This window comes from Pseudomonas lurida (assembly GCF_002563895.1).
In the GTDB taxonomy this organism is placed as follows: domain Bacteria; phylum Pseudomonadota; class Gammaproteobacteria; order Pseudomonadales; family Pseudomonadaceae; genus Aquipseudomonas; species Aquipseudomonas lurida.
Genome location: NZ_PDJB01000001.1, coordinates 4,355,570 through 4,378,549, shown reverse-complemented (window position 1 = coordinate 4,378,549; position 22,980 = coordinate 4,355,570). Strand labels below are relative to the sequence as shown.

20 protein-coding genes and 1 tRNA gene are annotated in these 22,980 nt (G+C 56.8%); 17 read left to right on the top strand and 4 right to left on the bottom strand.

The annotated features are described in order from the left end of the window. Positions 1–42 precede the first annotated feature (42 nt). The 7 genes from ATH90_RS19800 to ATH90_RS19770 all read left to right on the top strand — a co-directional run bounded on the left by ATH90_RS19800 (position 43) and on the right by ATH90_RS19770 (position 7,795). On the top strand, positions 43–561 hold the full coding sequence (locus tag ATH90_RS19800; protein WP_010567461.1) for a DUF2059 domain-containing protein: 519 nt from the start codon (positions 43–45) through the stop codon (positions 559–561). A 6-nt stretch (positions 562–567) separates the two neighbouring features. Then, positions 568–861 carry a BolA family protein gene (locus tag ATH90_RS19795; RefSeq protein WP_098467139.1) on the top strand — a complete coding sequence of 98 codons (294 nt, stop codon included), beginning with the start codon at positions 568–570 and terminating at the stop codon, positions 859–861. Positions 862–1,019: 158 nt separating this feature from the next. Beyond that, the gene (trhO, locus tag ATH90_RS19790; RefSeq protein WP_098467138.1) at positions 1,020–1,961 is read left to right on the top strand and encodes an oxygen-dependent tRNA uridine(34) hydroxylase TrhO; all 942 of its coding nucleotides are present in this window, start codon (positions 1,020–1,022) and stop codon (positions 1,959–1,961) included. Between the two features lie 36 nt (positions 1,962–1,997). Continuing rightward, the gene (locus ATH90_RS19785; RefSeq protein WP_174555886.1) at positions 1,998–2,600 is read left to right on the top strand and encodes a DsbA family protein; all 603 of its coding nucleotides are present in this window, start codon (positions 1,998–2,000) and stop codon (positions 2,598–2,600) included. After that, positions 2,593–4,410, top strand: a complete 1,818-nt coding sequence (locus tag ATH90_RS19780) for an ABC transporter ATP-binding protein (protein WP_098467137.1) — start codon at positions 2,593–2,595, stop codon at positions 4,408–4,410. The genes ATH90_RS19785 and ATH90_RS19780 overlap by 8 nt, the downstream gene beginning before the upstream one ends. Positions 4,411–4,486: 76 nt before the next feature. After that, a complete protein-coding gene (locus ATH90_RS19775; RefSeq protein ID WP_034107752.1) occupies positions 4,487–6,949 on the top strand; it encodes an EAL domain-containing protein in 2,463 nt (820 codons plus the stop codon). A 78-nt stretch (positions 6,950–7,027) separates the two neighbouring features. Next, complete coding sequence (locus ATH90_RS19770; RefSeq protein ID WP_189655696.1) at positions 7,028–7,795, top strand: iron-containing redox enzyme family protein; 768 nt, start codon at positions 7,028–7,030, stop codon at positions 7,793–7,795. A gap of 21 nt (positions 7,796–7,816) precedes the next feature. Here the strand turns inward: ATH90_RS19770 and ATH90_RS19765 are convergent, their stop codons facing one another. Continuing rightward, on the bottom strand, positions 7,817–8,743 hold the full coding sequence (locus ATH90_RS19765; protein ID WP_098467136.1) for a GGDEF domain-containing protein: 927 nt from the start codon (positions 8,741–8,743) through the stop codon (positions 7,817–7,819). Between the two features lie 401 nt (positions 8,744–9,144). Continuing rightward, positions 9,145–10,275, bottom strand: coding sequence for an FMN-dependent L-lactate dehydrogenase LldD (gene lldD / locus ATH90_RS19760; protein WP_098467135.1), 1,131 nt, complete (start codon positions 10,273–10,275; stop codon positions 9,145–9,147). 101 nt (positions 10,276–10,376) lie between these two features. On the opposite strand from lldD, the gene ATH90_RS19755 reads away from it, so the two are divergent. The 10 genes from ATH90_RS19755 to ATH90_RS19705 all read left to right on the top strand — a co-directional run bounded on the left by ATH90_RS19755 (position 10,377) and on the right by ATH90_RS19705 (position 19,763). Beyond that, positions 10,377–11,273: a LysR family transcriptional regulator gene (locus ATH90_RS19755; RefSeq protein WP_034107746.1), complete on the top strand. Its 897-nt coding sequence runs from the start codon at positions 10,377–10,379 to the stop codon at positions 11,271–11,273. Between the two features lie 60 nt (positions 11,274–11,333). Further along, positions 11,334–11,409 (top strand) — tRNA-Asn (locus ATH90_RS19750). 123 nt (positions 11,410–11,532) lie between these two features. After that, positions 11,533–12,420 carry a ParA family protein gene (locus ATH90_RS19745; protein WP_098467134.1) on the top strand — a complete coding sequence of 296 codons (888 nt, stop codon included), beginning with the start codon at positions 11,533–11,535 and terminating at the stop codon, positions 12,418–12,420. Beyond that, positions 12,417–13,757: a replicative DNA helicase gene (gene dnaB / locus ATH90_RS19740; protein WP_098467133.1), complete on the top strand. Its 1,341-nt coding sequence runs from the start codon at positions 12,417–12,419 to the stop codon at positions 13,755–13,757. The genes ATH90_RS19745 and dnaB overlap by 4 nt, the downstream gene beginning before the upstream one ends. Positions 13,758–14,143: 386 nt before the next feature. Continuing rightward, a complete protein-coding gene (locus tag ATH90_RS19730; RefSeq protein WP_098467131.1) occupies positions 14,144–15,874 on the top strand; it encodes a ParB family protein in 1,731 nt (576 codons plus the stop codon). Then, positions 15,861–16,448, top strand: coding sequence for a DUF2857 domain-containing protein (locus tag ATH90_RS19725; RefSeq protein ID WP_244905999.1), 588 nt, complete (start codon positions 15,861–15,863; stop codon positions 16,446–16,448). The genes ATH90_RS19730 and ATH90_RS19725 overlap by 14 nt, the downstream gene beginning before the upstream one ends. Then, positions 16,448–17,776: an STY4528 family pathogenicity island replication protein gene (locus tag ATH90_RS19720; RefSeq protein ID WP_098467129.1), complete on the top strand. Its 1,329-nt coding sequence runs from the start codon at positions 16,448–16,450 to the stop codon at positions 17,774–17,776. Before ATH90_RS19725 ends, ATH90_RS19720 begins: the two co-directional genes overlap by 1 nt. Before the next feature lie 238 nt (positions 17,777–18,014). Next, positions 18,015–18,788: a PFL_4669 family integrating conjugative element protein gene (locus ATH90_RS19715; RefSeq protein WP_098467128.1), complete on the top strand. Its 774-nt coding sequence runs from the start codon at positions 18,015–18,017 to the stop codon at positions 18,786–18,788. A gap of 4 nt (positions 18,789–18,792) precedes the next feature. Further along, positions 18,793–19,365: a DUF3158 family protein gene (locus ATH90_RS19710; RefSeq protein WP_098467127.1), complete on the top strand. Its 573-nt coding sequence runs from the start codon at positions 18,793–18,795 to the stop codon at positions 19,363–19,365. A gap of 2 nt (positions 19,366–19,367) precedes the next feature. Further along, positions 19,368–19,763, top strand: coding sequence for a single-stranded DNA-binding protein (locus ATH90_RS19705; RefSeq protein ID WP_098467126.1), 396 nt, complete (start codon positions 19,368–19,370; stop codon positions 19,761–19,763). Positions 19,764–19,994: 231 nt separating this feature from the next. On the opposite strand, the gene ATH90_RS19700 is transcribed toward ATH90_RS19705, so the two are convergent. After that, complete coding sequence (locus ATH90_RS19700; protein ID WP_098467125.1) at positions 19,995–21,152, bottom strand: UvrD-helicase domain-containing protein; 1,158 nt, start codon at positions 21,150–21,152, stop codon at positions 19,995–19,997. Further along, a complete protein-coding gene (locus tag ATH90_RS19695; protein ID WP_098467124.1) occupies positions 21,145–22,806 on the bottom strand; it encodes an ATP-dependent nuclease in 1,662 nt (553 codons plus the stop codon). The genes ATH90_RS19700 and ATH90_RS19695 overlap by 8 nt, the downstream gene beginning before the upstream one ends. Between the last annotated feature and the right edge of the window lie 174 nt (positions 22,807–22,980).

Below are 22,980 nucleotides of genomic sequence, written 5' to 3'. Positions count from 1 at the left end.
CGCCCTTGGGGTCTTACCTCGCCTGCTAGAAAAGGAAACTCGATGACTCGTCTTCGTGCCATCTGTACCGCGGTTGCTCTGGTTTGCGCCAGCGGCCAAGTCTTTGCCGATACCGCCAGCCACAACGCCAGTGCCGAAGCCTTCCTTACCCTGGCCCATGCTGACAAGCTGGGTACCCCGGTGTACATGCAAGTGCAGCAAATGTTCGCCCAGCGTTTCGAACAGACCAAGGCGCCTGCCGCCAAGCAGTCCGTACTGGACAGCTACCAGGCCAAGGCCAACGCCGCCCTGGACCAGGCCATCGGCTGGCCAAAACTCAAGCCTGACATGGTCAAGCTCTACACCAGCAATTTCAGCGAGTCCGAACTCAAGGACCTGGTTGCTTTCTACCAGTCGCCATTGGGCAAGAAAGTGCTGGAAAAAATGCCGCAACTGACCCAGCAATCGGCCCAGATGACCCAGGCCAAGCTGGAAAGCGCCGTGCCGGTGGTGAACAAGCTGTTGGAAGACATGACCAACGAGCTGACGCCAAAAGCCGCCGCACCGGCCAAGAAGAAGTAAGCAGGAATGACCATGCAACAGCGTATCGAAACGGCACTTGCCGCCCTGGGCAACGACCACTTGAGCGTGCTGGACGAAAGCCATATGCACAGCCGTGGGTTGCAGACCCATTTCAAGGCCGTGCTGGTCAGCCCGCAGTTCGAGGGGCTCAACCGCGTCAAGCGCCACCAGAAGGTCTACGCCACCCTGGGTGACCTGATGAGCGAGTTTCATGCGCTGGCGCTGCATACCTACACGCCTGAAGAGTGGGCGAAAATCGACGCAGCCCCGGCCTCGCCGACTTGCGCCGGAGGACACTGAAAGCCGCCGCACGCTTCAAGCTGTAAACGGCAAGATTGAAGCAATCTTTCCGCTGGCAGCTGGCTTTTTGTTAGAATCCTCAACGCGCCGCTTAGTCGGCGCGTTTTTTTTGCATCCGGTTCACCCCTTACGAGGGTAGCCACCTGGAGAGAACACCCATGACTCAACCGATTGTCGTGGCGGCACTGTATAAGTTCGTCACCCTTGAAGATTACGTCGCCCTGCGCGAGCCACTGCTGCAGGCGATGGTCGACAACGGCATCAAAGGTACCTTGCTGATCGCTGAAGAAGGCATCAACGGCACCGTTTCCGGCAGCCGCGAAGGCATTGATGGCCTGATGGCCTGGCTGAAGAACGACCCACGCATGGTCGACATCGACCACAAAGAATCCTATTGCGACGATCAGCCGTTCTACCGCACCAAGGTCAAGCTCAAGAAAGAGATCGTGACCCTGGGCGTCGAAGGCGTCGACCCGAACAAGAAAGTCGGCACTTATGTTGACCCGAAGGACTGGAACGCGCTGATCAGCGATCCGGAAGTGCTGCTGATCGACACCCGTAACGACTACGAAGTCTCGATCGGTACCTTCGAAGGCGCGATCGACCCGAAAACCACCAGTTTTCGCGAATTTCCCGACTATATCAAAGCCAACTTCGACCCAGCCAAGCACAAGAAGGTCGCCATGTTCTGCACCGGCGGCATTCGTTGCGAGAAAGCCTCGAGCTACATGCTCAGCGAAGGCTTTGATGAGGTCTACCACCTCAAGGGCGGCATCCTGAAGTACCTCGAAGAGGTGCCCCAGGAAGAAACCAAGTGGCAGGGCGACTGCTTTGTTTTCGATAATCGCGTGACCGTGCGCCACGACCTGAGCGAAGGCGACTACGATCAATGTCATGCCTGCCGCACCCCTGTAAGTGTGGAAGACCGCGCCTGCGAGCATTACGTGGCTGGCATCAGTTGCCCGCATTGCTGGGATAAGCTGCCGGAGAAGACCCGTCGCAGCGCGATTGACCGCCAGAAGCAGATCGAGCTGGCCAAGGCCCGCAATATGCCGCACCCGATTGGCTTCAACTACAAGCAAACTCCTTCCGAGGCCTGACCCATGTCTGCGCGCCTGCTCTATGTAATGGACCCGATGTGTTCCTGGTGCTGGGGCTTTGCCCCGGTGGCCGAGGCGTTGGTGGAGCAGGCCCAGGCGGCCGGCGTGGAACTGCACCTGGTGGTGGGCGGCTTGCGCACCGGCAGCGGTGCGGCACTGGAGCCGACGACCCGGCGCTATATCCTGGAGCACTGGCAGGCGGTCACCGACGCCACCGGCCAGCCGTTCAAGCGTGAAGGTGCGTTGCCCGACGGGTTTGTCTACGACACCGAGCCTGCGTGCCGCGCCATCGTCACTGCGCGCAGCCTGGCGCCGGACTGCGCCTGGACGCTGCTGGGGCTTATCCAGCGTGCATTTTACGTCGAGGGTCGTGACGTGACCCTGGCCAGTGTGCTGGTGGAACTGGCCGAGCAAGCCGGCATCCCTCGTATCGAATTCGCCGGCGCGTTTGACCGTGCCGAGCAGCACGCTGCCACCGCAGCCGATTTCACCTGGGTACAAGACCTTGGCATCGCCGGTTTTCCGACGCTGCTAGCCGAACGCAATGGCCAGTTGGCCTTGCTGACCAATGGTTATCAGCCGCTGTCCGAGCTGTCGCCTTTGTTGGGACGATGGCTGGAGCGAGCAACCTGTGCATGATCAGCCTGACAAAGAACCCGGTAAACGCGTCGACCGCCTGACCTGGGCGGAGATTCGCCGCCTGGCCCTGCGCCACAAGAAATCCCTGTGGATCGCCAATGGTGTTGCCGTGCTGGCGACCCTGTGCAGCGTGCCCATCCCTCTGCTCTTGCCCTTGCTGGTCGATGAAGTGCTGCTGGGCCGTGGCGATGCAGCGCTCAAGGTGATGAACCAGGCGCTGCCCCTGGGTTGGCAGAAGGCTGCTGGTTATATCGGCCTGATGCTGTTGGTGACCCTGTTCCTGCGGTGTGGGGCCCTGGTGTTCAACGTGGTGCAGGCGCGACTGTTTGCGCGGTTGGCCAAGGACATCGTGTACCGCATTCGCGTGCGCCTGATCGAACGGCTCAAGCGTATTTCCCTGGGTGAATATGAAAGCCTGGGCAGTGGCACCGTCACCACCCACCTGGTCACCGACCTGGACACCCTGGATAAATTCGTCGGCGAAACCCTCAGCCGCTTCCTGGTGGCCATGCTCACGCTGGTGGGGACTTCGGCGATCCTGGTGTGGATGCATTGGCAACTGGCGCTGCTGATCTTGCTGTTCAACCCGCTGGTGATCTACGCCACTGTGCAGTTGGGCAAGCGGGTCAAACACCTGAAGAAACTGGAGAACGACAGTACCTCGCGGTTTACCCAGGCGCTGACTGAAACCCTGGACGCCATCCAGGAGGTGCGCGCAGGCAACCGGCAGGGCTTCTTCCTCGGGCGCCTGGGCCAGCGTGCCCAGGAGGTGCGGGACTACGCGATCCATTCCCAGTGGAAAACCGACGCCTCCAGCCGCGCCAGCGGTTTGCTGTTCCAGTTCGGTATCGACATCTTCCGTGCGGCGGCGATGCTGACGGTGCTGTTTTCCGACCTGTCCATCGGCCAGATGCTCGCAGTGTTCAGCTACCTGTGGTTCATGATCGGCCCGGTGGAGCAACTGCTCAACCTGCAATACGCGTACTACGCGGCGGGCGGGGCGCTGACGCGGATCAACGAACTGCTGGCGCGTGCCGATGAGCCGCAATATGCCGGCGGCGAAGACCCGTTCACCGGGCGTGAAACCGTTGGCATCGAAGTGCGCGGCCTCGATTTCGGCTATGGCGAAGACTTGGTGCTGGACCAGTTGAACCTGACCATCGCCCCCGGTGAAAAGGTGGCGATCGTCGGCGCCAGCGGCGGTGGCAAAAGCACCCTGGTGCAACTGCTGCTCGGGCTCTACACGCCTCAGGCCGGCACGATCCGCTTTGGCGGGGCAACCCAGCAGGAAATCGGCCTGGAGACCATTCGCGAGCACGTCGCTGTGGTACTGCAGCATCCTGCGCTGTTCAACGACACGGTTCGTGCCAACCTCACCATGGGGCGCGAGCGCAGTGACCAGGCCTGTTGGCAGGCACTGGAAATTGCCCAACTCGATGCTACCGTCAAGGCATTGCCCATGGGCCTGGACAGCGTGGTCGGGCGTTCTGGGGTACGATTCTCGGGAGGGCAGCGTCAGCGCCTGGCGATTGCGCGCATGGTGCTGGCCGAGCCGAAAGTGGTGATACTGGACGAAGCGACTTCCGCCCTGGACGCCGCCACCGAATACAACCTGCACCAGGCGCTGGCGCGCTTCCTCAGCGGGCGTACTACACTGATCATTGCCCACCGCCTGTCGGCGGTTAAGCAGGCCGATCGAGTATTAGTATTCGACGGTGGTCATATTGCGGAGGACGGTGATCACCAGCAACTGATTGCCGATGGCGGCTTGTATGCCAAGCTCTATGGGCACTTGCAACAAGTGCGTTGATTTGATTTAGCCTAGTCTGAGCTATCGGAAGCGGATATTCGCGTGCGTACCCAGCAGTGCATGTGCAAGGGACTTCATGAAGCAAAAACGGACTCTCGGAACGCCAAGGCTGTTGGGCATTGTCTGGCCCTTTATCGCCGTTGTACTGTTCCAGGCATTGTTGGGCTGCGTCAGTCTCTACGTGCTCTCGGCGGTGCGGGGCTATGTGGCCGGCGAAAGCCTGTGGTCCAAGGGCCAGAAGGACGCCATCTACTACCTGACGCTGTACGCCGATAACCGCGACCAGACCACTTACCTCAAATACCAGCAAGCCATTGCCGTGCCCCAGGGTGGGCACGAATTGCGCGTGGCACTGGACCGTTCCACCCCTGATCTGAATGCCGCACGCCTTGGCATTCTCAAGGGTGGCAACCACCCGGATGACGTTTCCAGCGTCATCTGGCTGTACCTCAACTTTCGCCATTTCAGCTACCTGGAAAAAGCCATCGAGCTGTGGACCGTCGGCGATGGCTACCTGGTGCAATTGGATGACCTGGCGCGCGAGATGCACAACGCAATCACCCGCGACCAGGTCACCGCCAACGATGTGCGGCAATGGAAGGCGCATATCACCGCGATCAACGAAAGCGTGACGCCGGCGGCCAAAGCCTTCAGTGACGCCTTGGGCGAAGGCTCGCGGGTGATCCTGCGTTTGCTGCTGATCACCAACCTGGCCACCGCCCTCGGCCTGATCGTGCTGGCACTGTTGCGCACGCATAAGCTGCTGACCCAGCGCCATGCTTTTGCCAATGCGCTGCAAGAAGAGAAGGAGCGCGCGCAGGTCACCCTGGAGTCGATTGGCGATGGGGTGATTACCACCGACGTCGACGGTGCCATCACCTACATGAACCCGGCAGCCGAGGCCCTGACCCACTGGACCACCGCCCAAGCCCAGGGGTTGCCCCTGGCTGCGTTGTTCAACCTGCTGGATGACAACGCCCAGCCCGACGGTTTTACCCTGATCGAACATATCGTCAAGGGCCAGCTCGGCGGTGGCAGCGAGCATTCGAAAACCATCCAGCGCTTGGACGGCAGCACGGTCTCGGTGACCCTGGTGGGGGCGCCGATCCGCGCCGCCGGCAAGATCACGGGGGCGGTGCTGGTCTTGCATGACATGACCCAGGAGCGTCAATACATCGCTAACCTGTCCTGGCAGGCGACCCACGATGCACTGACCGGCCTGGCCAACCGTCGCGAGTTCGAGTTCCGCCTGGAACAGGTGCTGCACCCTTCCGCCCAGCAGAACGGCGGGCGCCATGCATTGATGTTCCTTGATCTCGACCAGTTCAAGCTGGTCAACGACACCTGCGGCCATGCGGCGGGTGACGAGTTGCTGCGGCATATCTGCGCGTTGCTGCAGTCTGACCTGCGCGAAGGCGACACACTGGCGCGACTGGGGGGCGACGAATTCGGCATCCTGCTGGAAAACTGTCCGCCGGCCGTGGCCGAAAAGATCGCCGAGAGCCTGCGCCATACAGTGCAAAGCCTGCATTTTGTCTGGAAGGGGCGGCCGTTCATGACCACGGTCAGTATCGGCCTGGTGCACATGGGGAACACCCCGACCACCCTGGAAACCTCGCTGCGGGCCGCCGACATGGCGTGCTACATGGCCAAGGAAAAAGGCCGCAACCGCGTGCAGGTGTATCACGCCGATGACTCGGAACTGTCGCTGCGCTTTGGCGAAATGGCCTGGGTACAGCGCCTGCACATGGCATTGGAAGAGAACCGCTTCTGCCTGTACGCCCAGGAAATTTCGCCGCTGGGCCAGACTGACGGTGGTGACGGGCATATCGAGATCCTGCTGCGCCTGCATGACGAGGCCGGTCGCATCATTTTGCCCGACAGCTTTATTCCGGCCGCCGAGCGTTACGGTCTGATGACCTCCCTGGACCGTTGGGTGGTGGAAAATGTGTTCAAGATCATCGCCCGTTGCCTGTTGGAACGCCCTGGGCGTCCCATGGCCATGTGTGCGATCAATCTGTCAGGCATAACCATTGGTGATGATGACTTCCTCGGGTTTTTGCGTGAGAAGTTTCATACATACAATATTCCGCCCGGCATGATCTGTTTTGAAATTACCGAAACCAGTGCGATTGCAAACTTAGGCAGTGCGATCCGCTTTATTAATGAACTCAAAGCCTTAGGCTGTCATTTCTCGCTGGATGACTTTTGTGCCGGAATGTCCTCATTCGCCTATCTCAAACATTTACCTGTAGACTTCCTGAAGATCGATGGAAGTTTCGTAAAGGATATGCTGGACGACCCGATTAACCGCGCGATGGTCGAAGTGATCAACCACATCGGCCACGTCATGGGTAAGCGCACAATTGCAGAGTTTGTCGAGACACCGCAAATCGAACAGGCGTTACTCGAGATTGGTGTGGATTACGCTCAGGGCTACCTGATTGAACGACCGCAATTGTTTACCTTTGATAGCTTGCAGTGTCGACCTGTGCGGCCGCAGCCTCTGTTATTCAAGGCGCCCGGCACATTCCGCTGAAACATTTGCTGGTCTGTACAATCACACTTAAAAAGGAGCCTTACAGTGATCGACACTTTCAATAGAACCGGCCCGCTTATGGAAGCCTCGAGTTACCCCGCCTGGGCGCAGAAACTCATCCAGGACTGTAGCGAGAGCAAGCGCCGAGTTGTCGAGCACGAACTGTACCAGCGCATGCGCGACAACACGCTCAGCGCCAAGACCATGCGCCACTACCTGATCGGTGGCTGGCCTGTGGTGGAACAGTTTGCCTTGTACATGGCACAGAACCTCACCAAGACTAAATTTGCCCGACATCCTGGGGAGGACATGGCGCGGCGATGGCTGATGCGCAATATTCGCGTGGAACTCAACCACGCCGACTATTGGGTGCATTGGGCCCGGGCACACGGCGTGAGCCTGGAGGAGTTGCAGGCCCAGAACGTGCCGCCGGAGTTACATGCGCTGAGTCATTGGTGCTGGCACACCAGTTCCGCCGATTCGCTGATCGTGGCTATTGCCGCGACCAACTACGCGATTGAAGGCGCAACGGGGGAGTGGTCCGCGGTCGTATGCTCTACCGGTGTCTACGCGGCGGCCTTCCCCGAGGAAGAGCGCAAGCGTGCGATGAAGTGGCTGAAGATGCACGCCCAGTACGATGATGCGCACCCGTGGGAAGCGCTGGAAATCATCTGCACCCTGGCCGGGATGAACCCGAGCAAGGCCCTGCAGGTGGAGTTGCGTCAGGCCGTGTGCAAGAGCTACGACTACATGTACCTGTTCCTGGAAAGCTGCATGCGCCTGGAGAAAGAGAAAGCCCCAGCCGTGATGCGCGAGCGCCAGGCGCGGGTCGCCAGCGAAGCCTGATGTAAAGGGAGGTGGCGGGGTCTACCCCGCCATCGCCAAGCGGTTGCGGCCTTCGCGCTTGGCCACGTACAGCGCGCTGTCGGCTCGGCGCAACAGACTTTCGGCAGACTCTGCAGCCAGCAAGGTGGAGCAACCCAGGCTGACCGTCAATTCGATTCGCGTTCCGTCCGCCCGGTAGTCCTGGGCCTGTGCAGCCTGGCGCAGGCGCTCACCGACCATCGCCGCTGCGTCCCGGCCGGTGTTGGACAGCAGGATCAGAAACTCTTCCCCGCCAAATCGAAACACCATATCCACGTTACGCAACTGGCTCTTGATCGCTGCCGCGACGGCGCGCAGCACGTTATCGCCTGCGGCATGGCCGTGGGTATCGTTGATGGTCTTGAAGTGGTCAATGTCCAGCATCAGCAAGGACAGCGGGTTCAGGTGCCGGCGCGCCATGTCGATTTCCCGTTGCAGCGTCTGGTCCATGGCAATGCGGTTACCGGTCTCGGTCAAGGGGTCGCGCAGGGCGCTGCGGGTGGCCGCGCGGTAAAGCAGCGCGTTGCGCATCGGGTAGAGCAGGGTAGCCAGCAGCGATTCGAGCTGGCCGAGTTCTTCTTCCGTCAGGCGTTGGTTACGCCGAAAGATCAGCTCGCCAAGATGCTCGCCTTCATGGCTCAGGCTGTAACTCACCGAATGGTGGCCGCGATGGCCAAACTCCAAGCGCAGGTCGCTGGCTTGGTGCCGGTAATGCAGGGCGTCCAAGGGCACCAGGCGCTGGACCTCGCGGAAAAACGCACCGAGGATACGCTCCGGCTCCAGGCTGGTTTGCAATTGCTGGCCCAGTTGCTGGCGAAGTTGAGCGAGGGTCGTGGGGCGGCGCGGAAGGAGGGATGGCTGACCAAATCCCAGGCGTTGCAATTTGGCACTGTCAAAGTCAATTGCATTGGTCTGGGTCGGTGTTTTCATAAGCGATCGGCCTCTAAGCACATAGCTGTCTTACAGGCTTGATAAGAGTGGCGAGTGCCAAGCGTCTTACTGTTCCTTCAGTTCCGTAAAACATGAGTAACAGTTTAGACCGCTTTGCCATGGGTTATAACCCCTGGGTACTGCCGCACGTCCTGTCATCGCTCAGCCTGTTTGAATAAGGTTAGAGCGAGATTCATGCCAGGTTCGTTCAATTAAATAAAACCTTTATAAATCAGGCGACTGTCCCCATCGGTAAATACAGTCGCCGGAGAGTGGCGCCAGTTATTTGGCAAGCCAGGGAGGCGGGGGCAACACTTGGACGATACCCTCGGCCAGCGGCTGGGGCTGTTGCCGGAGCAGTTGGCCCCATCCTAGGCAAGTGGAATCGTCGACCAGCAGGGTCAGACGAGGGTGGTACGGTCGATCTGCTCGATGGACGTGACGCCGGTCAGCGTCATGGCCACGCGCATTTCCTTGGCGAAGATGTCCAGCAGGTTCTCCACCCCGTGCTGGCCGTCGGCGGCCAGGGCATAGGCGGTGGCGCGTCCCAGCAGGCAGGCCTTGGCGCCCAGGGCGAGCATGCGCACTACGTCCAGCCCGGAACGGATGCCGGAGTCCACCAGCACCGTGAGGTCATCGCCCACGGCGTCGGCAATCGGCGGCAGCGCCTTGGCGGTGGACAGCACGCCATCCAACTGGCGGCCGCCGTGGTTGGACACCACGATGCCGTCGGCGCCGAAACTCACCGCATCCTTGGCGTCCTGGGGGTCGAGGATGCCCTTGATGATTATCGGGCCTTTCCAGAACTCGCGGATCCACTCCAGGTCTTTCCAGCTGATCGACGGGTCGAAATTGTTCGCCAGCCAGCCGATGTAGTCTTCCAGATGCGTCGGTTTGCCCAGGTACTTGGAGATGTTGCCCAGGTCATGGGGACGGCCCATCAACCCCACGTCGAACGCCCATTGCGGTTTGGTCACGGCTTGCAGCATGCGCCGCTGAGCCGCGAACGGCCCGGACATGCCGGAATGAGCGTCGCGATAGCGCGCGCCGGGCGTGGGCATGTCCACGGTAAACACCAATGTGGTGACCCCGGCGGCCTGCGCGCGCTCCAGCGCATTGCGCATGAAACCACGGTCCTTGAGCACGTAGAGCTGGAACCAGATCGCCTGCGCGCTTTGCGACGCCACTTCCTCGATCGGGCACACCGACACCGTCGACAGGCAGAACGGAATGCCCTTGTTGGCCGCCGCCTTGGCCGCCTGCACTTCGCCACGCCGCGCATACATACCGGTGAGCCCGACCGGGCTGAGGATCACCGGCATGTCCAGGGTCTGGCCGAAGAGCGTGGTCTTCAGGCTCAGGTTGTCCACATTGCGCAGGATGCGCTGGCGTAGGCTGATCTCGGCCAGGTCCGAACTGTTCGCACGCATCGTGTGTTCGGCGTAGGCGCCGCCGTCGATGTAGTCGAACAGGAAGCGCGGCAGCTTGCGCTTGGCGGCTGCGCGGTAGTCGGAGGCGGACGAGATGATCATTATTAGCGGCTCCACAAGGCAAAGTGGGTTCAGGATAGGCAACTCTCTGGCATGATAAAAACAACTTTTATCACTGGTTGCCAGTCGCCAAGGGAATACTGATGAACCTGAGGACATTACGAGCCTTTGTCGAAGTGGTACGCCAGGGCGGTTTCTCCCAGGCTGCCGAGGTGGTCGCCCTGACCCAGTCCACCGTCAGCAAAGCGGTCAAGACCCTGGAAGAAGAGCTGGGCACGCCTCTGCTCAATCGCCTGGGCCACCGCAACGAACTCACCGCGGCCGGCGAAATTGCCTACCGGCGAGCCTTGGTGCTGCTTGCCGAGCGCAACGACCTGGTGGCCGAGATCAACGACCTGCGCGGCCTCAAGCGCGGCGTGCTGCGCATCGGCCTGCCACCGGTGGGCTGCGGCGTGCTGTTTGCGACGATGTTCGCCACCTACCGTAGCCGCTACCCGGACATCGACATCGAACTCACCGAATACGGCAGCAAAAAATTGCGCGAGTGCCTGGAAGCGGGGGAAGTCGACCTGGCGGCACTGTTGCTGCCGGTGGATGAGGATTTTGACTACCAGCCCGTGCGAAACGAGCCGCTGATGGCCGTGCTACCCATTCGCCATCCGCTGGCTCACTTCAAGCGTATCGACTTCACCGACCTGGCCGATTCGCCGTTCATCCTGTTCGAAGCCGGCTTTGCCCTCAACGCCAAGATCCTCGCCGCCTGCGAGCGCAAAGGCGTCACCCCCAAGGTAACCGCTCGTAGCGGACAGATCGATTTCATCGTCGACCTGGTCGCCGCCGGCCTGGGCGTGGCCTTCCTACCGCGCATGTTGGCGCACAAGCATCAACACGCCGGCATCGCCCTGATTCCCCTGGACGAACCCCACACCGACTGGCACATCGCCCTGGCCTGGCGCGCCAGCGCCCACCTACCACCCGCTGCCTTGGCGTGGCTGGAGCTGGCCAGGGAGCACGCCGTTTCAACCGGCCATCCGGATTAATCGCGGCAAATGCTAGAGAAAGCTTGACTTCTCCTTTTCAATCAGTAACATACGGCGCATTCCGCGATAGCTCAGTTGGTAGAGCAAATGACTGTTAATCATTGGGTCCCTGGTTCGAGTCCAGGTCGTGGAGCCAGACATTGAGAAAAGCCTGCAGAGATGCAGGCTTTTTTCGTTCAGGGTGTTTTCACCTGGTAATCAGTCTATAGCGTGACTTTTATGAAGCTGCCTTTAATCCTTCGATTCAGAGGCAAGCAGTATGAAAATCGCAGCAATCGTTTCAACCAAGGGCGGACCGGGTAAAACCACGGTAGGCGCCAACCTAGGTGCGTTCTGCGCCGATGCAGGTCTTCGAACCCTACTTATTGATCTCGATAATCAGCCGTCGCTGTCGTCTTTCTACGCGCTTTCGCATGAAGCGCCAGGGGGCACCTATCAACTGATCGCGAATAATGAGACCCGGGCCGACCAGATCATCTCCCAGACCTGCATTCCCAATCTCTCGCTGATTCACTCCAATGACCCGTTCAACCAGTTGAGCAATCTGCTGTTGCACGCAGCTGACGGCCGTCTTCGTCTCAAAAATTTGATGCCGGCGTTTGAGAGCGCCTTTGATCTGATTTTGATCGACACCCAGGGCGCGCGCTCCATCCTCCTGGAGATGGCGTTGCTGGGCGCCCAAATGGCTATTTCTCCCATCACTCCGGATATGTTGACTGCTCGAGAGTTTCACCGCGGGATGCTCCAGCTCTACCGAGATCTTGAGCCATTGGCAGCGCTTGGTGCTGTAACGCCACCGCTGAATGTGGTGATCAATAAGCTTGACGCAACGAATGATGCAAACCTGATTTATCAATCTTTAGCCGAGACTTTTTCGGACCATCCCCAGGTTCAGATGGTCCGCACAACAATCCCGGCGGCGGTGAGTTTTCGTCGTGCTGCCACTGAAGGTATTCCCGCTCACCGATTGGAGTATCGGCTGCCTACACATCGCCGTTCACCAACCGCGTTCAAGGTCATCAAAGACCTCTCTATGGAGCTGTTTCCCGATTGGCGTTTGAAGTTCGAAGCGCTGAGTGAGGAGCGGCTGAGCCAGAACGTGTCGATGCTATCGAAGAGGGTAACGCTAGGGAGAGCGGCAGTATGAGCGTGCTTGATTTAGCCCCACCTCATTCAGTTGAGGCCGAGCAAGGCGTTCTCGGTGGCCTGATGCTCGACAATTCCACGTGGGACCTCATTGCAGACGTCATTACCGCGGACGATTTTTTCAGGCGTGATCATCGTCTGATTTACCAGGCGATCGAGAAGCTTGCTGTGCGCGGTTCACCGATTGATGTGGTAACCGTCCTCGAGTCATTGGACGAGCCAGATGAAGTAGGAGGCCTGAGCTACCTTGGAGAGTTAGCCAAGAACACTCCTTCGGTTGCCAATATCTCGACCTATGCCGCCATCGTTCATGAGCGCTCCCATCTTCGTCGGTTGGTCATGCTCGGATACGAATGCAGCCGCGTGGCTTCCTCAAACCAAGCCAAGAGTGCTGAGGTTCAGGAGCTCATTGAGCAGAAACTCTTCTTGCTGGGGCAGGACAGGGGGAGGAGTGATTTTGTTGATGTGAAGCAGACGTTAATGGAGGTGGTAGAAAGGATCGACTACCACTTCAACGAAGGTGACAGCATCACCGGTATCCCCAGTGGGCTGGATGCGATGGATCAGGTTACGGGTGGTTTTCAAGATGCTGATTTGATCGTCATCGCGGCACGTCCTTCCATGGGTAAAACCAGCCTCGCGCTCAGCGTGGTGGATGCTGCCCTCCAGCAGAAGCCAACCAATACGGTTCAGATCTACAGTCAGGAGATGCCTGCTCATGCGTTGATGTTTCGTTTAATAGCAATCTTGGGCCAGCTCAACTTGGCGAATTTGATGCGTGGTCAATTGCGTGATGAAGACTGGCCCAAAGTGATTGCGGCGGTGGGCCGCATCAATGATTACGGTGAGCGACTCGTTATTGATGATACCTCTAGTCTTACCCCGTCCTTGCTAAGGTCCAAGGTGCGGCGAGCGGCGCGGCGTTCGGGTATGCCTCGGCTGATCATGGTCGACTACCTCCAATTGATGCGGTTGGATGGTAAGGAAAATCGCAACCTTGAGATCGCAGGTATCACCGCGTCTTTGAAAGCTCTCGCCAAGGAATTCAATTGCCCTGTTATTGCATTGTCTCAACTCAACCGGTCGGTAGAGCAGCGAGCCGATAAGCGCCCTTTCAATGGCGACCTACGAGAGTCAGGTGCAATTGAGCAGGACGGTGACGTCATCATGTTCATCTACCGCGATGAGGTCTACCACCCAGAAACTAATGATTGCGGGGTGGCAGAGCTCATTTTCGGCAAGCATCGCAATGGACCTACCGGTACGGTTCGAGTCGCTTTCACGCCTGAGCAGACACGCTTTTCAAACTTCTCCCGGGATCAACGGAGGGCAAAGTAATGGGTGTGTTCAACCAACAAGGACGCTGCTGTGACTGTGGTGCAGAATTTCCGCTTCACGTGTCGCTTAACAGATTTGCCGGTGAGTCTCTGCCTGAGGGCGAAGTCGATATAGATACCTGCCCTGAGTGTGGCAGTTACAGCGTCGAAGATTCGCTGATGATTCAGGGAAGCGAAGACAACTGCGATGACACCTGCACGGTCGTGTTCCGCCTAAGCAAGGAGCTGTTGGACAGCAGCGACTTTCTTTATGCATTGGCCTGTCGGACTGATGGGTGGAAGGGGGTAGAGATACTCCAGGTTCAGTTGCCCGAACACTGTCGTGAGTTACCCTCCATAGAGGGGAGCAACCATGAGTGACGCCATGCTGATCATGGAGGTGAGCTAATGGCCGCCAAGCCCATGTCGACGGATCAGATCAAAGGGAAGCTGCTACAGGGTGCTTTTACGAACAGCGCACCCACGGTAGGTCGTCTGTCTGATCCAATCGTCGATACTCCAATGGTCCTGACGTTGGACCAGCTCAAGCCTTATGACCACAATCCCAGGTTGAACCGAAACCCTCGATACGATGACCTTCTTGCCTCAATCCAAAGTCGAGGCTTGGACGCACCGCCTCCCGTCACTCGTCGAGTGGGGGACGAGCATTTTATCATTCGCAATGGCGGCAACACGCGCCTAGCCATTCTCAACGAGTTATGGCGGGAAACCGGAGAAGAACGCTTCTTTCGCTTTCACTGCTTGTTTAGGCCTTGGCCTAGTCGTGGCGAAATCGTTGCTCTCACAGGGCACTTAGCGGAAAGCGATCTCCATGGTGAGTTGACCTTCATCGAGCGAGCTCTAGGAGTAGAGCGTGCGCGAGAGTTTTACCAACTTGAGGTCGATACACCGATCTCCCAAAGAGAGTTGGCGAAGCTTCTGAAGCAGGATGGTTACCCAATCTCCCAGCCTCATGTCAGCAAAATGCAGGATGCGGTGCGTTATCTTTTGCCGGCGATTCCAAACGCTTTATATGCCGGACTCGGTAAACCTCAGATCGAAAAACTAACGAGTTTGCGCCGCTCGAGCGAGAAGGCTTGGCTTAAACATGCTGGGGCAACGCCTCAAGAAATTGAACACGAGCTTCTGTTCCAAGAGGTGCTTTCTCTATTCGACCAGGGCGAGTTTAACTACGAGCGCTTCCAGGATGAACTGCTCCACAAAATGGGGCAGCTGTTGGGGCAGGACTACAACAGTTTAAAGCTGGATGTGCTTGAGCCCGATCGTTCATATCCAGTTGAACGGTCTGAACCTGCTGTCTCCGGCCGCGACCTGAGTCTTAAGATAGATGCCGTTGTTCCTCCTACTCAGCGGCCTCTGCAAGTACCAGTCAGCAAAAGGCTGCGGCAAAACGTACCTGATGAATTTGCACAGGCGGATGAGCCGGTGTACGTGCTTCATGAGGATGAGCAACAAGCGCGTATGGCGTCCAATAGGCTTTCAGCTATCGCTGGTGTCACGACGCGGACTCAGGCTATTAAGCATCAGTTGGCGCAAGCGACTGGTGAAGCGATTCCACTTTTCGAGGACTCTTGTCTTCAGTCCATTCCCATCCAGGCGGGAGGGCTACATCCGGTTGCTGACCTTTGGTACATCGAGCGTGCTGTCGATTCGCCTGATTCGTTGCGTCAGGCCATTTTCGGCCTGGTACAGGACGTAGCAACTGAAGTGTCGCTTCCTCATGAATACGTCAACCAGAGCGATTGGGGCATTGGTTTTCTATGCTCTCGACCTACTGATTGGGGCAACGATCTCTTTTCAAAAACTCCCATGACGCTCAGCCACGAGGCTTACACGGTCCTAAATCTTCTGGATGGGTTGAGTGGCCGTTTCGCTCCGGCTTTGAGTCTGCTTCGGGAGGAAGCAGTAGATCCGGCGCTGCCTGAGATGGACAGTTATCGATTTCTCGCCGAGTTGGGGCAACTCCTGCTCGGAGGTTCCCCGTTGAAAGACCAAGCGGCCTCTCTAGATGGTCGGCTGAGTGATGTTGCCCTGGTCAAGCTATTCAGAGTCATACGCCTGGGGCGTCGGCTCATTGAGTTGGAATCCAAGCAATCTTTTTGCGATGTCATCCAATAACCACGGAGTGGTGGAGGTTTCTGTGCATCCCTTAAATCTGGCAGTCGCCTTTCAGATTCTGAACAACCTCAAAAATGGCCAATTGCGCAGCTGTCTGGCCATGGGTTTTGAGGAAAACGACCTAAAGACACTCATTGATCCCCTCTGCATGGGGGCACTGGTCAACTCACCTGTACCTTGGTTCAAAGTCGTGGTGGATGGAGTGGCAGTGAGACGAGTATTGGCACATGCAAAAAACACTGACGAAGATGAACTCATAAACCGTGCGATATCGCTTGGGGCAAGTTCTCCAATGATACTTGAGCTCTTCGGACTTCCGCCCAAGGAGTCAGCCATTAGGCGGGAGATTCTGGGCGTACCACATCGTAGGGGGCGATGGCCTCAAGTTGGTCCTGAGGATGAGGCAATTCTTTGGAAACATTGGGTCAGCCTTACCAAAGAGCTGGGCACCAACCTAGGAGATCCTCGATCTATTCTTGATGTAGCAATGTTGATGGCTGAGCGTGAGCGTAGTCTGAATCTCGCGATCATCTGGAGCGCCATTCAGAGTTGGATTGCGCAGGATTTGGTGTGATGGGAGGAGGCGGCAACTCCCGGTTCAACTCAGGGAACCTTGATGCGCTAAATGCTTTGCTCGACTCGGCCAGCGCGGCACTCAGCGAGACCCGAGCTGATAAGCATGCGACGTCGAAAAGTGAGAGACCGTCGACGCGGCCACTCACGCCTATTCTGGATACGGAGAGAACTGGGATTATCTTCACCGGTAATCCACACGAGGCAGTGCCAAGGAGGCTGTTGCTGGATAGCCGCCTTACGCCGTTGGAGCGTAATGCCTGGCAGGTCTTTCGCTTGCTGCTCAATGATGATGGCCTGACGTCCTTCCCCACTTACGAGCAATTACGTCCCTATTTGGCATCCACACCCTTCAAATTGGCATCCAGAGAAACCGTGGCCAAAGCCCTGACGGCCTTGCGAATGACTCGCTGGCTCAGTCTTGGAGGACGAGTGCGCGATGAGTCCACCGGACAAATGAAGGGCAATATCTACCTCCTACACGATGAGCCAGTGAGCATTGCTGAAGCAGTCTTGTTGGACAGTGGTTACCTGGAGTTGATAGGGGAATGCGTAGGCCACTCAAACAAGTCGATCCGCGACGTTGCTGCCAATGTCTTTGAGGAGCTTGCTGCTGACCCCTACCTTCGAGAGAACGCCTTGCCTTCACATCTTGAGAAGCTGCAGCAGCGAATGGTAGGGCAGGGGTGGACCAACACTACAGTTGCTCAAGGTGGGTCAAGTGAATCCGAACTCAGTAATTTGGGGTCCGTACTCATTGGAAACGAATCCGAACTCAGTGAGAGGGCCCCAGTTCGGAATCATACCGGTCGGAGTTCGGATTCCGAACTCAGCCGAAAAGCTTGCGTCGTGAGCCCAGTTCGGAATCCGAACTCCCCTAGTACTAGTACTCAGACAAATGTTTGTAAAAACACAGTACTGCGGGCGCGAGAGGATCTGCGATTGCCCGAGCAGTTCCTTCTGCTCGCCTCGGAGCAGCGACGGAACGTCATGGTAGCGCTTGGAACAGTTCACCCTGAGTTGCAGCAAAATGTACTGGATCAGTGGGTTTCACGGTGCGCCAGTGCGGAAGTGCGCAACCCTGCGGGATACCTATTCGGCATGATCCAGAAGGCTCAACGCGGTGAGTTCAACCAAGCCAGTGACAACGGGGGCGGTAATGCACTTTCCAATGCTCGCAGCGGCCCAGGGACAGCCGTGGCGGCTCGAGTACCGCGCCTGTCTGACAACTTGATGCAGCGCGACAAACCGACGCCTGAGAGCCTTGTCGCGGGGCGTGAAGGTATGAGCGCGATCATGGCGTTGTTGAAGTCTGGACCAAGACCCTAGTTGAGTGGAGTGATTCCAGTGGAATCACCCTCGGCAGAACAGCATGTTGATTCCACTGGAATCATGCTGGCAGACCGCTACTGTGATTCCAGTGGAATCGGCTCACTGAGCTCGTTGGAGCATCCCCGAACTTGGGAGGTTGTTTCAAAACACCCTCCCTACGATTCTGTTTCCGGACTGACGACGTTCTCCTTCCTCGCAACACTGATGCAGTGACATCTACTTGCAGGAGCAATCCATGTCAGACCTTGTTCAACTAAATCTTGGCCCGCTGCGCAGCGCCATGAAGCTCACTCTTCACACCCATCATGCAGCCCGTGTTTGGCATGGCAGACCTGCTGGGAATGGCAAAAACGGCATTATTGGTTTGAGTGGCTTTGTCAGCTTGGTGAACAGAATGAAGCGGGCAGCAGAGCAGGACGACCCCTATGCAGATTTCTGGCTGATCCGAATTCACGAGAAGCTTGAGTCTTCAAAGTCTGAATTGGCAGAAATAACAGCTCGGTTGGACCAGTCTATTAACAGCCTGCCTGAAGCGTTAAGTGTCGGTGAGAACCTAAACGTTCATCCTGTCACGCTTCCGGTCTACATCAACTCTCCGCTTGGCTTTTTGGCTGTGTACCTGCTCATCGCTTATGACGACATAGTTCGTCGGCTGCTGCTGGCCCATCACACAGCGTTGATGGGCCGGCGCGACATGGAGATCTGGATCAACGCGGGGGGTTACGTGCTGCGTAGTCTCTTTGGGTTGGCCCAACAATACAAAGTCTCGGGCGCCACGCGTGATGACTTTGTGACGAACAATGCGGTCGCCCGGGAGGCTCGGGAGAGGTATGGAGAGCTGCCACAGGACGTCCTGGAAGGGATACGCCGTTGCGAGTTTGCGCCTCCGATATACCAGCGTCGACCACGAGAAGAGGGGCAGGGCGATGATCCAGATGACGATCCAGATAGCCCGGTCAGCATGGCTCCAGTGGAAACCATAGTGCCAACAGAAGCGGTTGGAGGATGAGTCGATGGTTCATTCCGAAGATGCCCTCAGCGCTGTCACTGCGGCCGAATCGACAGTCGATGAGAAACACGTTGCCTTCCAGCCGCTGCAACAGAGTGCCTTCTCAGCGATAGAACATGCGGCCTTCCTTAAAGGGCTTTTAAAGCCTTTTAAGGGTAAGGGGGAGCTCATGCAATTTGGTGACGTGTGCAGCCAGCTCATGAACAGTTTGGTTCTGTTAGCTACCGGTGAGGTGCTGGCTCAGGCCGATCGTTATCCATTCACGTTGCTCCCAATCCGTATGACGCGACAGTCGACTGGGGCGGGCACGGTATTTCTGCGATGGAGCCGAATGGATCGCAGCAGGATGGGAGTCGACCTATGGGCTGACTTGTTACGCAATGACAGGACGCCGATCAACCTGGTTTCGGATCTATACGCCATGGAGCTTCAGCGCATCACGCTCAACATGCAGATCAGCTTAATGCACAGCATCAGCCGACAGGCATTTCTGTGTGCTTCCAAGATTCGAGTTGCCGAACAAATTTATCAGCAGCGAGTTTCTCAGCAGCTCACAAGCAATACAGCGGAGGTATGACCATGTCCACCAAGTTTTGGGGGGAAGGGAACATCGGCACGAAGCCCGAGTTCAGGGAGTTTGCGAATGGCAACAAAGAGCCCCGGCGGTTGCTCAAGCTCAACGTCTACTTTGATAACCCGGTGCCTAAAGGTGACGGAGAGTATGAGGATCGCGGCGGTTTTTGGGCCAACGTGGAACTTTGGCACAAAGACGCCGAGCGCTACTCGGAGCTTTTCAGTAAAAGCATGCGGGTGCTGGTGATAGGTCGCATGCTTATGGATCAGTGGGAGGACGACAATGGCGAGGAGCGCAGTGCGATGAAGGTGCAGGCTAGCCGAGTGGGGATTTTGCCGCATCGCCTTCAGAGTTTGATGATGAGATCGAACGACCATACACCTTCTGAAGACGTCGTATAAAAAACCCAACATTTGGCTTTAAGCAATTTCCGCCTTCGACCCGATTGCTACTCTTTACAAAGGGTCGCAATCGGCCAAAAGCGGACGGGCAAACGTTCGCGGATTCTTGGGGAAAGTGCAGATCTGATGCCCCTATTCCTCAGGTAGTACATGAGCACTACCCAAAATTGAGGCGCTAATCAGAAACGTTATCCATTTGAAGCCATCACTGCGTGAAGTCACAAACTTCCTTCAAGCAGGAGCTTTTTCCCAGCTCGGGAACCGTAAGCCAGCGGCCTTCTTGTCTGGCACGATGAATCCCAAACTGTATCGCGCGCGCGTGATGGCGACGTACAGCTTGTTTTGAGCTGTTTCGTCCTTCGCTGGAAACGGCTTTTGGCCGTCTAAGACGAAATGCAGTTGGCTTTCCGCGGGAAGCACCAACACCCGTTCAAAACCTAGACCTTTGCTCCCTCCAAAGTTGTAGCATCGCGCCTGGACAGGAAGAAGCTTCGTCCCGGACGTTACACTCCAGCGCAACACCATAGGGTCGAACACCTTGATGTATTCGGCGACGTCCGACTCCCTGACGATGAAGGTGCCGAGGTGATGGGCAAACTCAGGTGGGGCCTCTTTCACCGCCGACTCCGTCGCCTCATAAGCGCCCTTGTGTACTGCGTCAGCGACGTCACAAATCGGCTGAATGCAACGACGGTTGAGCACCAATGCCTCCTCCACAAAACCCATAGACTTAAAAGCTGCGACCTTCTCAGCGGCCGTTTTAGGTGCTTTTTGGCCAAACGTCGTCTCGTACACCGTCTGCCGGAAATCTCCCACACACGTGATGGGGATCGGCATCACTTTGCTCAGCCCCTTGAGCACCTCATAGTCCCACCCAACCAGATCTTGAACCTCATCAAAGAACAACTGGGTATAAATCTCCCCTAGTCGTACTGCAGCAGAGTTTTTCGTGGCCTTCATGATCCGGCTCGCCAGTTTTGCGAGAAAGCCGGTGTGAGCCTTGGTCTCGCATGGAGTCAGGAAGTGTTTTGGGTTGTAGCTCTTATCGTCCAGCTGCTCGGTGCGCCCCGGCAGCATAAACGTTGAATCTGGTCTCATATGAGGATTGCGCTGGTTGAAGCAGATGCCATCGATCCGTCGCTGGAACAATGCCTGCTGATACGGCCTCACCATGTCTTCCAAGTAAAAAGAGAACAGACCTTTGACCACGAACCGATCACTGTGCGTACCAAAGACCTCCAAAAATCGACGTCTCAGTTCCTGCTGATTACTGGTCGTATAGGTCACCACCAGAACCTTTCCCCCGCGCTCGATTTCGGCGATTGATTCGGTAATGACCTTGTGAGTTTTGCCTGAACCGGCACCCGCGATGCAGAGTTTATTAGGCAAAGTTCAGTACCTCAGCGAGGAAGGCCGGATATTTGAAAGGCTTATCAGTCTCAAAAACCCTGATGGCAGAATCGACTTTCTTCTTGCCTTTGCCGTCGCCGTCACTGCTTCGGAACCACTCCACGATGAACTCGAGCTTTTCAGCAAAAGTAGGTTTGGCAGCGAGTAGTTTGAAGGTCTCGGCGGAGAGGACAACTTCTGCAAATGCCTGCAACTCTTTTTCCGATGCGGCATTGGCTAAAATCATCGCTGGCTCCAGCGAAAATTCATCTTTGTTCTTTGACGAAACTAGCTTTATGTTTGGGAAAGCCGCGTATTCCTTGCGTGCTTCAACGACGTTCTTTTCGTAATTGCCATCGTTATCCCGCAAGACATTAATCGCGGTACCGATTTCTTTGCCGATCGCAATGAACGTCTTGAACCCGACGCCGCGCACCACAATGATATCGATCCCGTCCTGCTCTGGCAGTCGCCCCTTGTGAGTGTCTTTGTAGATCTTTTTGAGGATCAACTCATCAGATGGGCCTTCGACCAACACTACTTTCTTGGAAAGTGCGACACGCAGTGTGTCGTAGCCTGGTAGCCGCTTCAGCGTCTTGACCACCCCCTTGTCCAGGAGGTGTAGTCGCTTATATGCGTCATGCAGCAAGCAAATGTTATTGATGCTCAGTTTGTTCAGCACATAAGAGCTGTGGGTCGTCAAGAATAACTGCTTGCCGTCTCGCTGGTCCTCAATGTCTTGCACCAACTTGCTCAGCTCGACATGCGACAGGTGATTTTCCGGCTCTTCCATCATCACCAGGTCGATGTCTTTTGACTTGTTGTGCAGTGCCAGTTTGATTTGCACCTTGCTCTGCTCACCCTTGCCGATCATGTGGAACGGAACGGCATTTACTTCAAGTTGCAGAGCGTTCTGGAGAGCGCCAGCGGGCATGGTGTTGGCGGCGATGGTCAGCTTCTTCTCCGTGATCCTGTTATCGGAATCCAAATCCTTGTTGACGGTGGTGACCTCATCTGTGTTGTTGAAGGATTGGAGGGTCTCACGGTAGTTCAGGCTCAGACGGTACTCCTCGTCCTTTCTGAGTGCGGTGCTCAGCACATTCGAGATGTACTGATTTTTGCCGAAGGTGGGATGAATGCGAGTGGGGTCGATGTAGAGCGCTCTAAATTGCTTGGTCATCGGTTTGATAACATTCCAGGCAAAATCCATCCATTCGACTTGGTAGAATTCCACTGGGATGCTGGTTATCGCGGCACCGGAGGCTAGGTAATCGTTATAGGCATCAGTAAAGTCTGGATCAAAGCTGGCTTTGATCTGAACCCCCTGAGCATCTTTTTTCAGGCTGTTGTTCGCACCGCGGTAGTCGGGCACGTTCTTCATATACGCCTCGATCACGAGGATCGGTAAGTCTGCAGGCTCTTTTGGTGAGGCGCGGAACACAGCGACTGTCTCTGCGTTGAACAGATCCGGGGAAAATTCGCTATTGAATGGCCGACCGCGATACTGAAAATTGAGCACGATCTCCAAAGCCTCCAGAATCGTACTTTTGCCTGCGTTATTATCACCTACGAAAATATTCACATCTTCGTTGAAGTCAAAAGTCTGATCTTTGAACTTTTTGAAGTTGATCAGGCGTAGCGATTCTATAAGCACGTTTCAAATCCTTATGAAGTAGCGGCGACCGGTGTGGCGTAAGGCCATTGCGGTTCACGCTATAGGGACGTGGGCAACCTGTCCAGTGAGAAGACGAAGCTGCGACGGCGGCCTTGCGAGGCAGAGTAAGTGGGTGCCCTTCAGCACACGCGGCTGGCATAGACAATTAGTCCT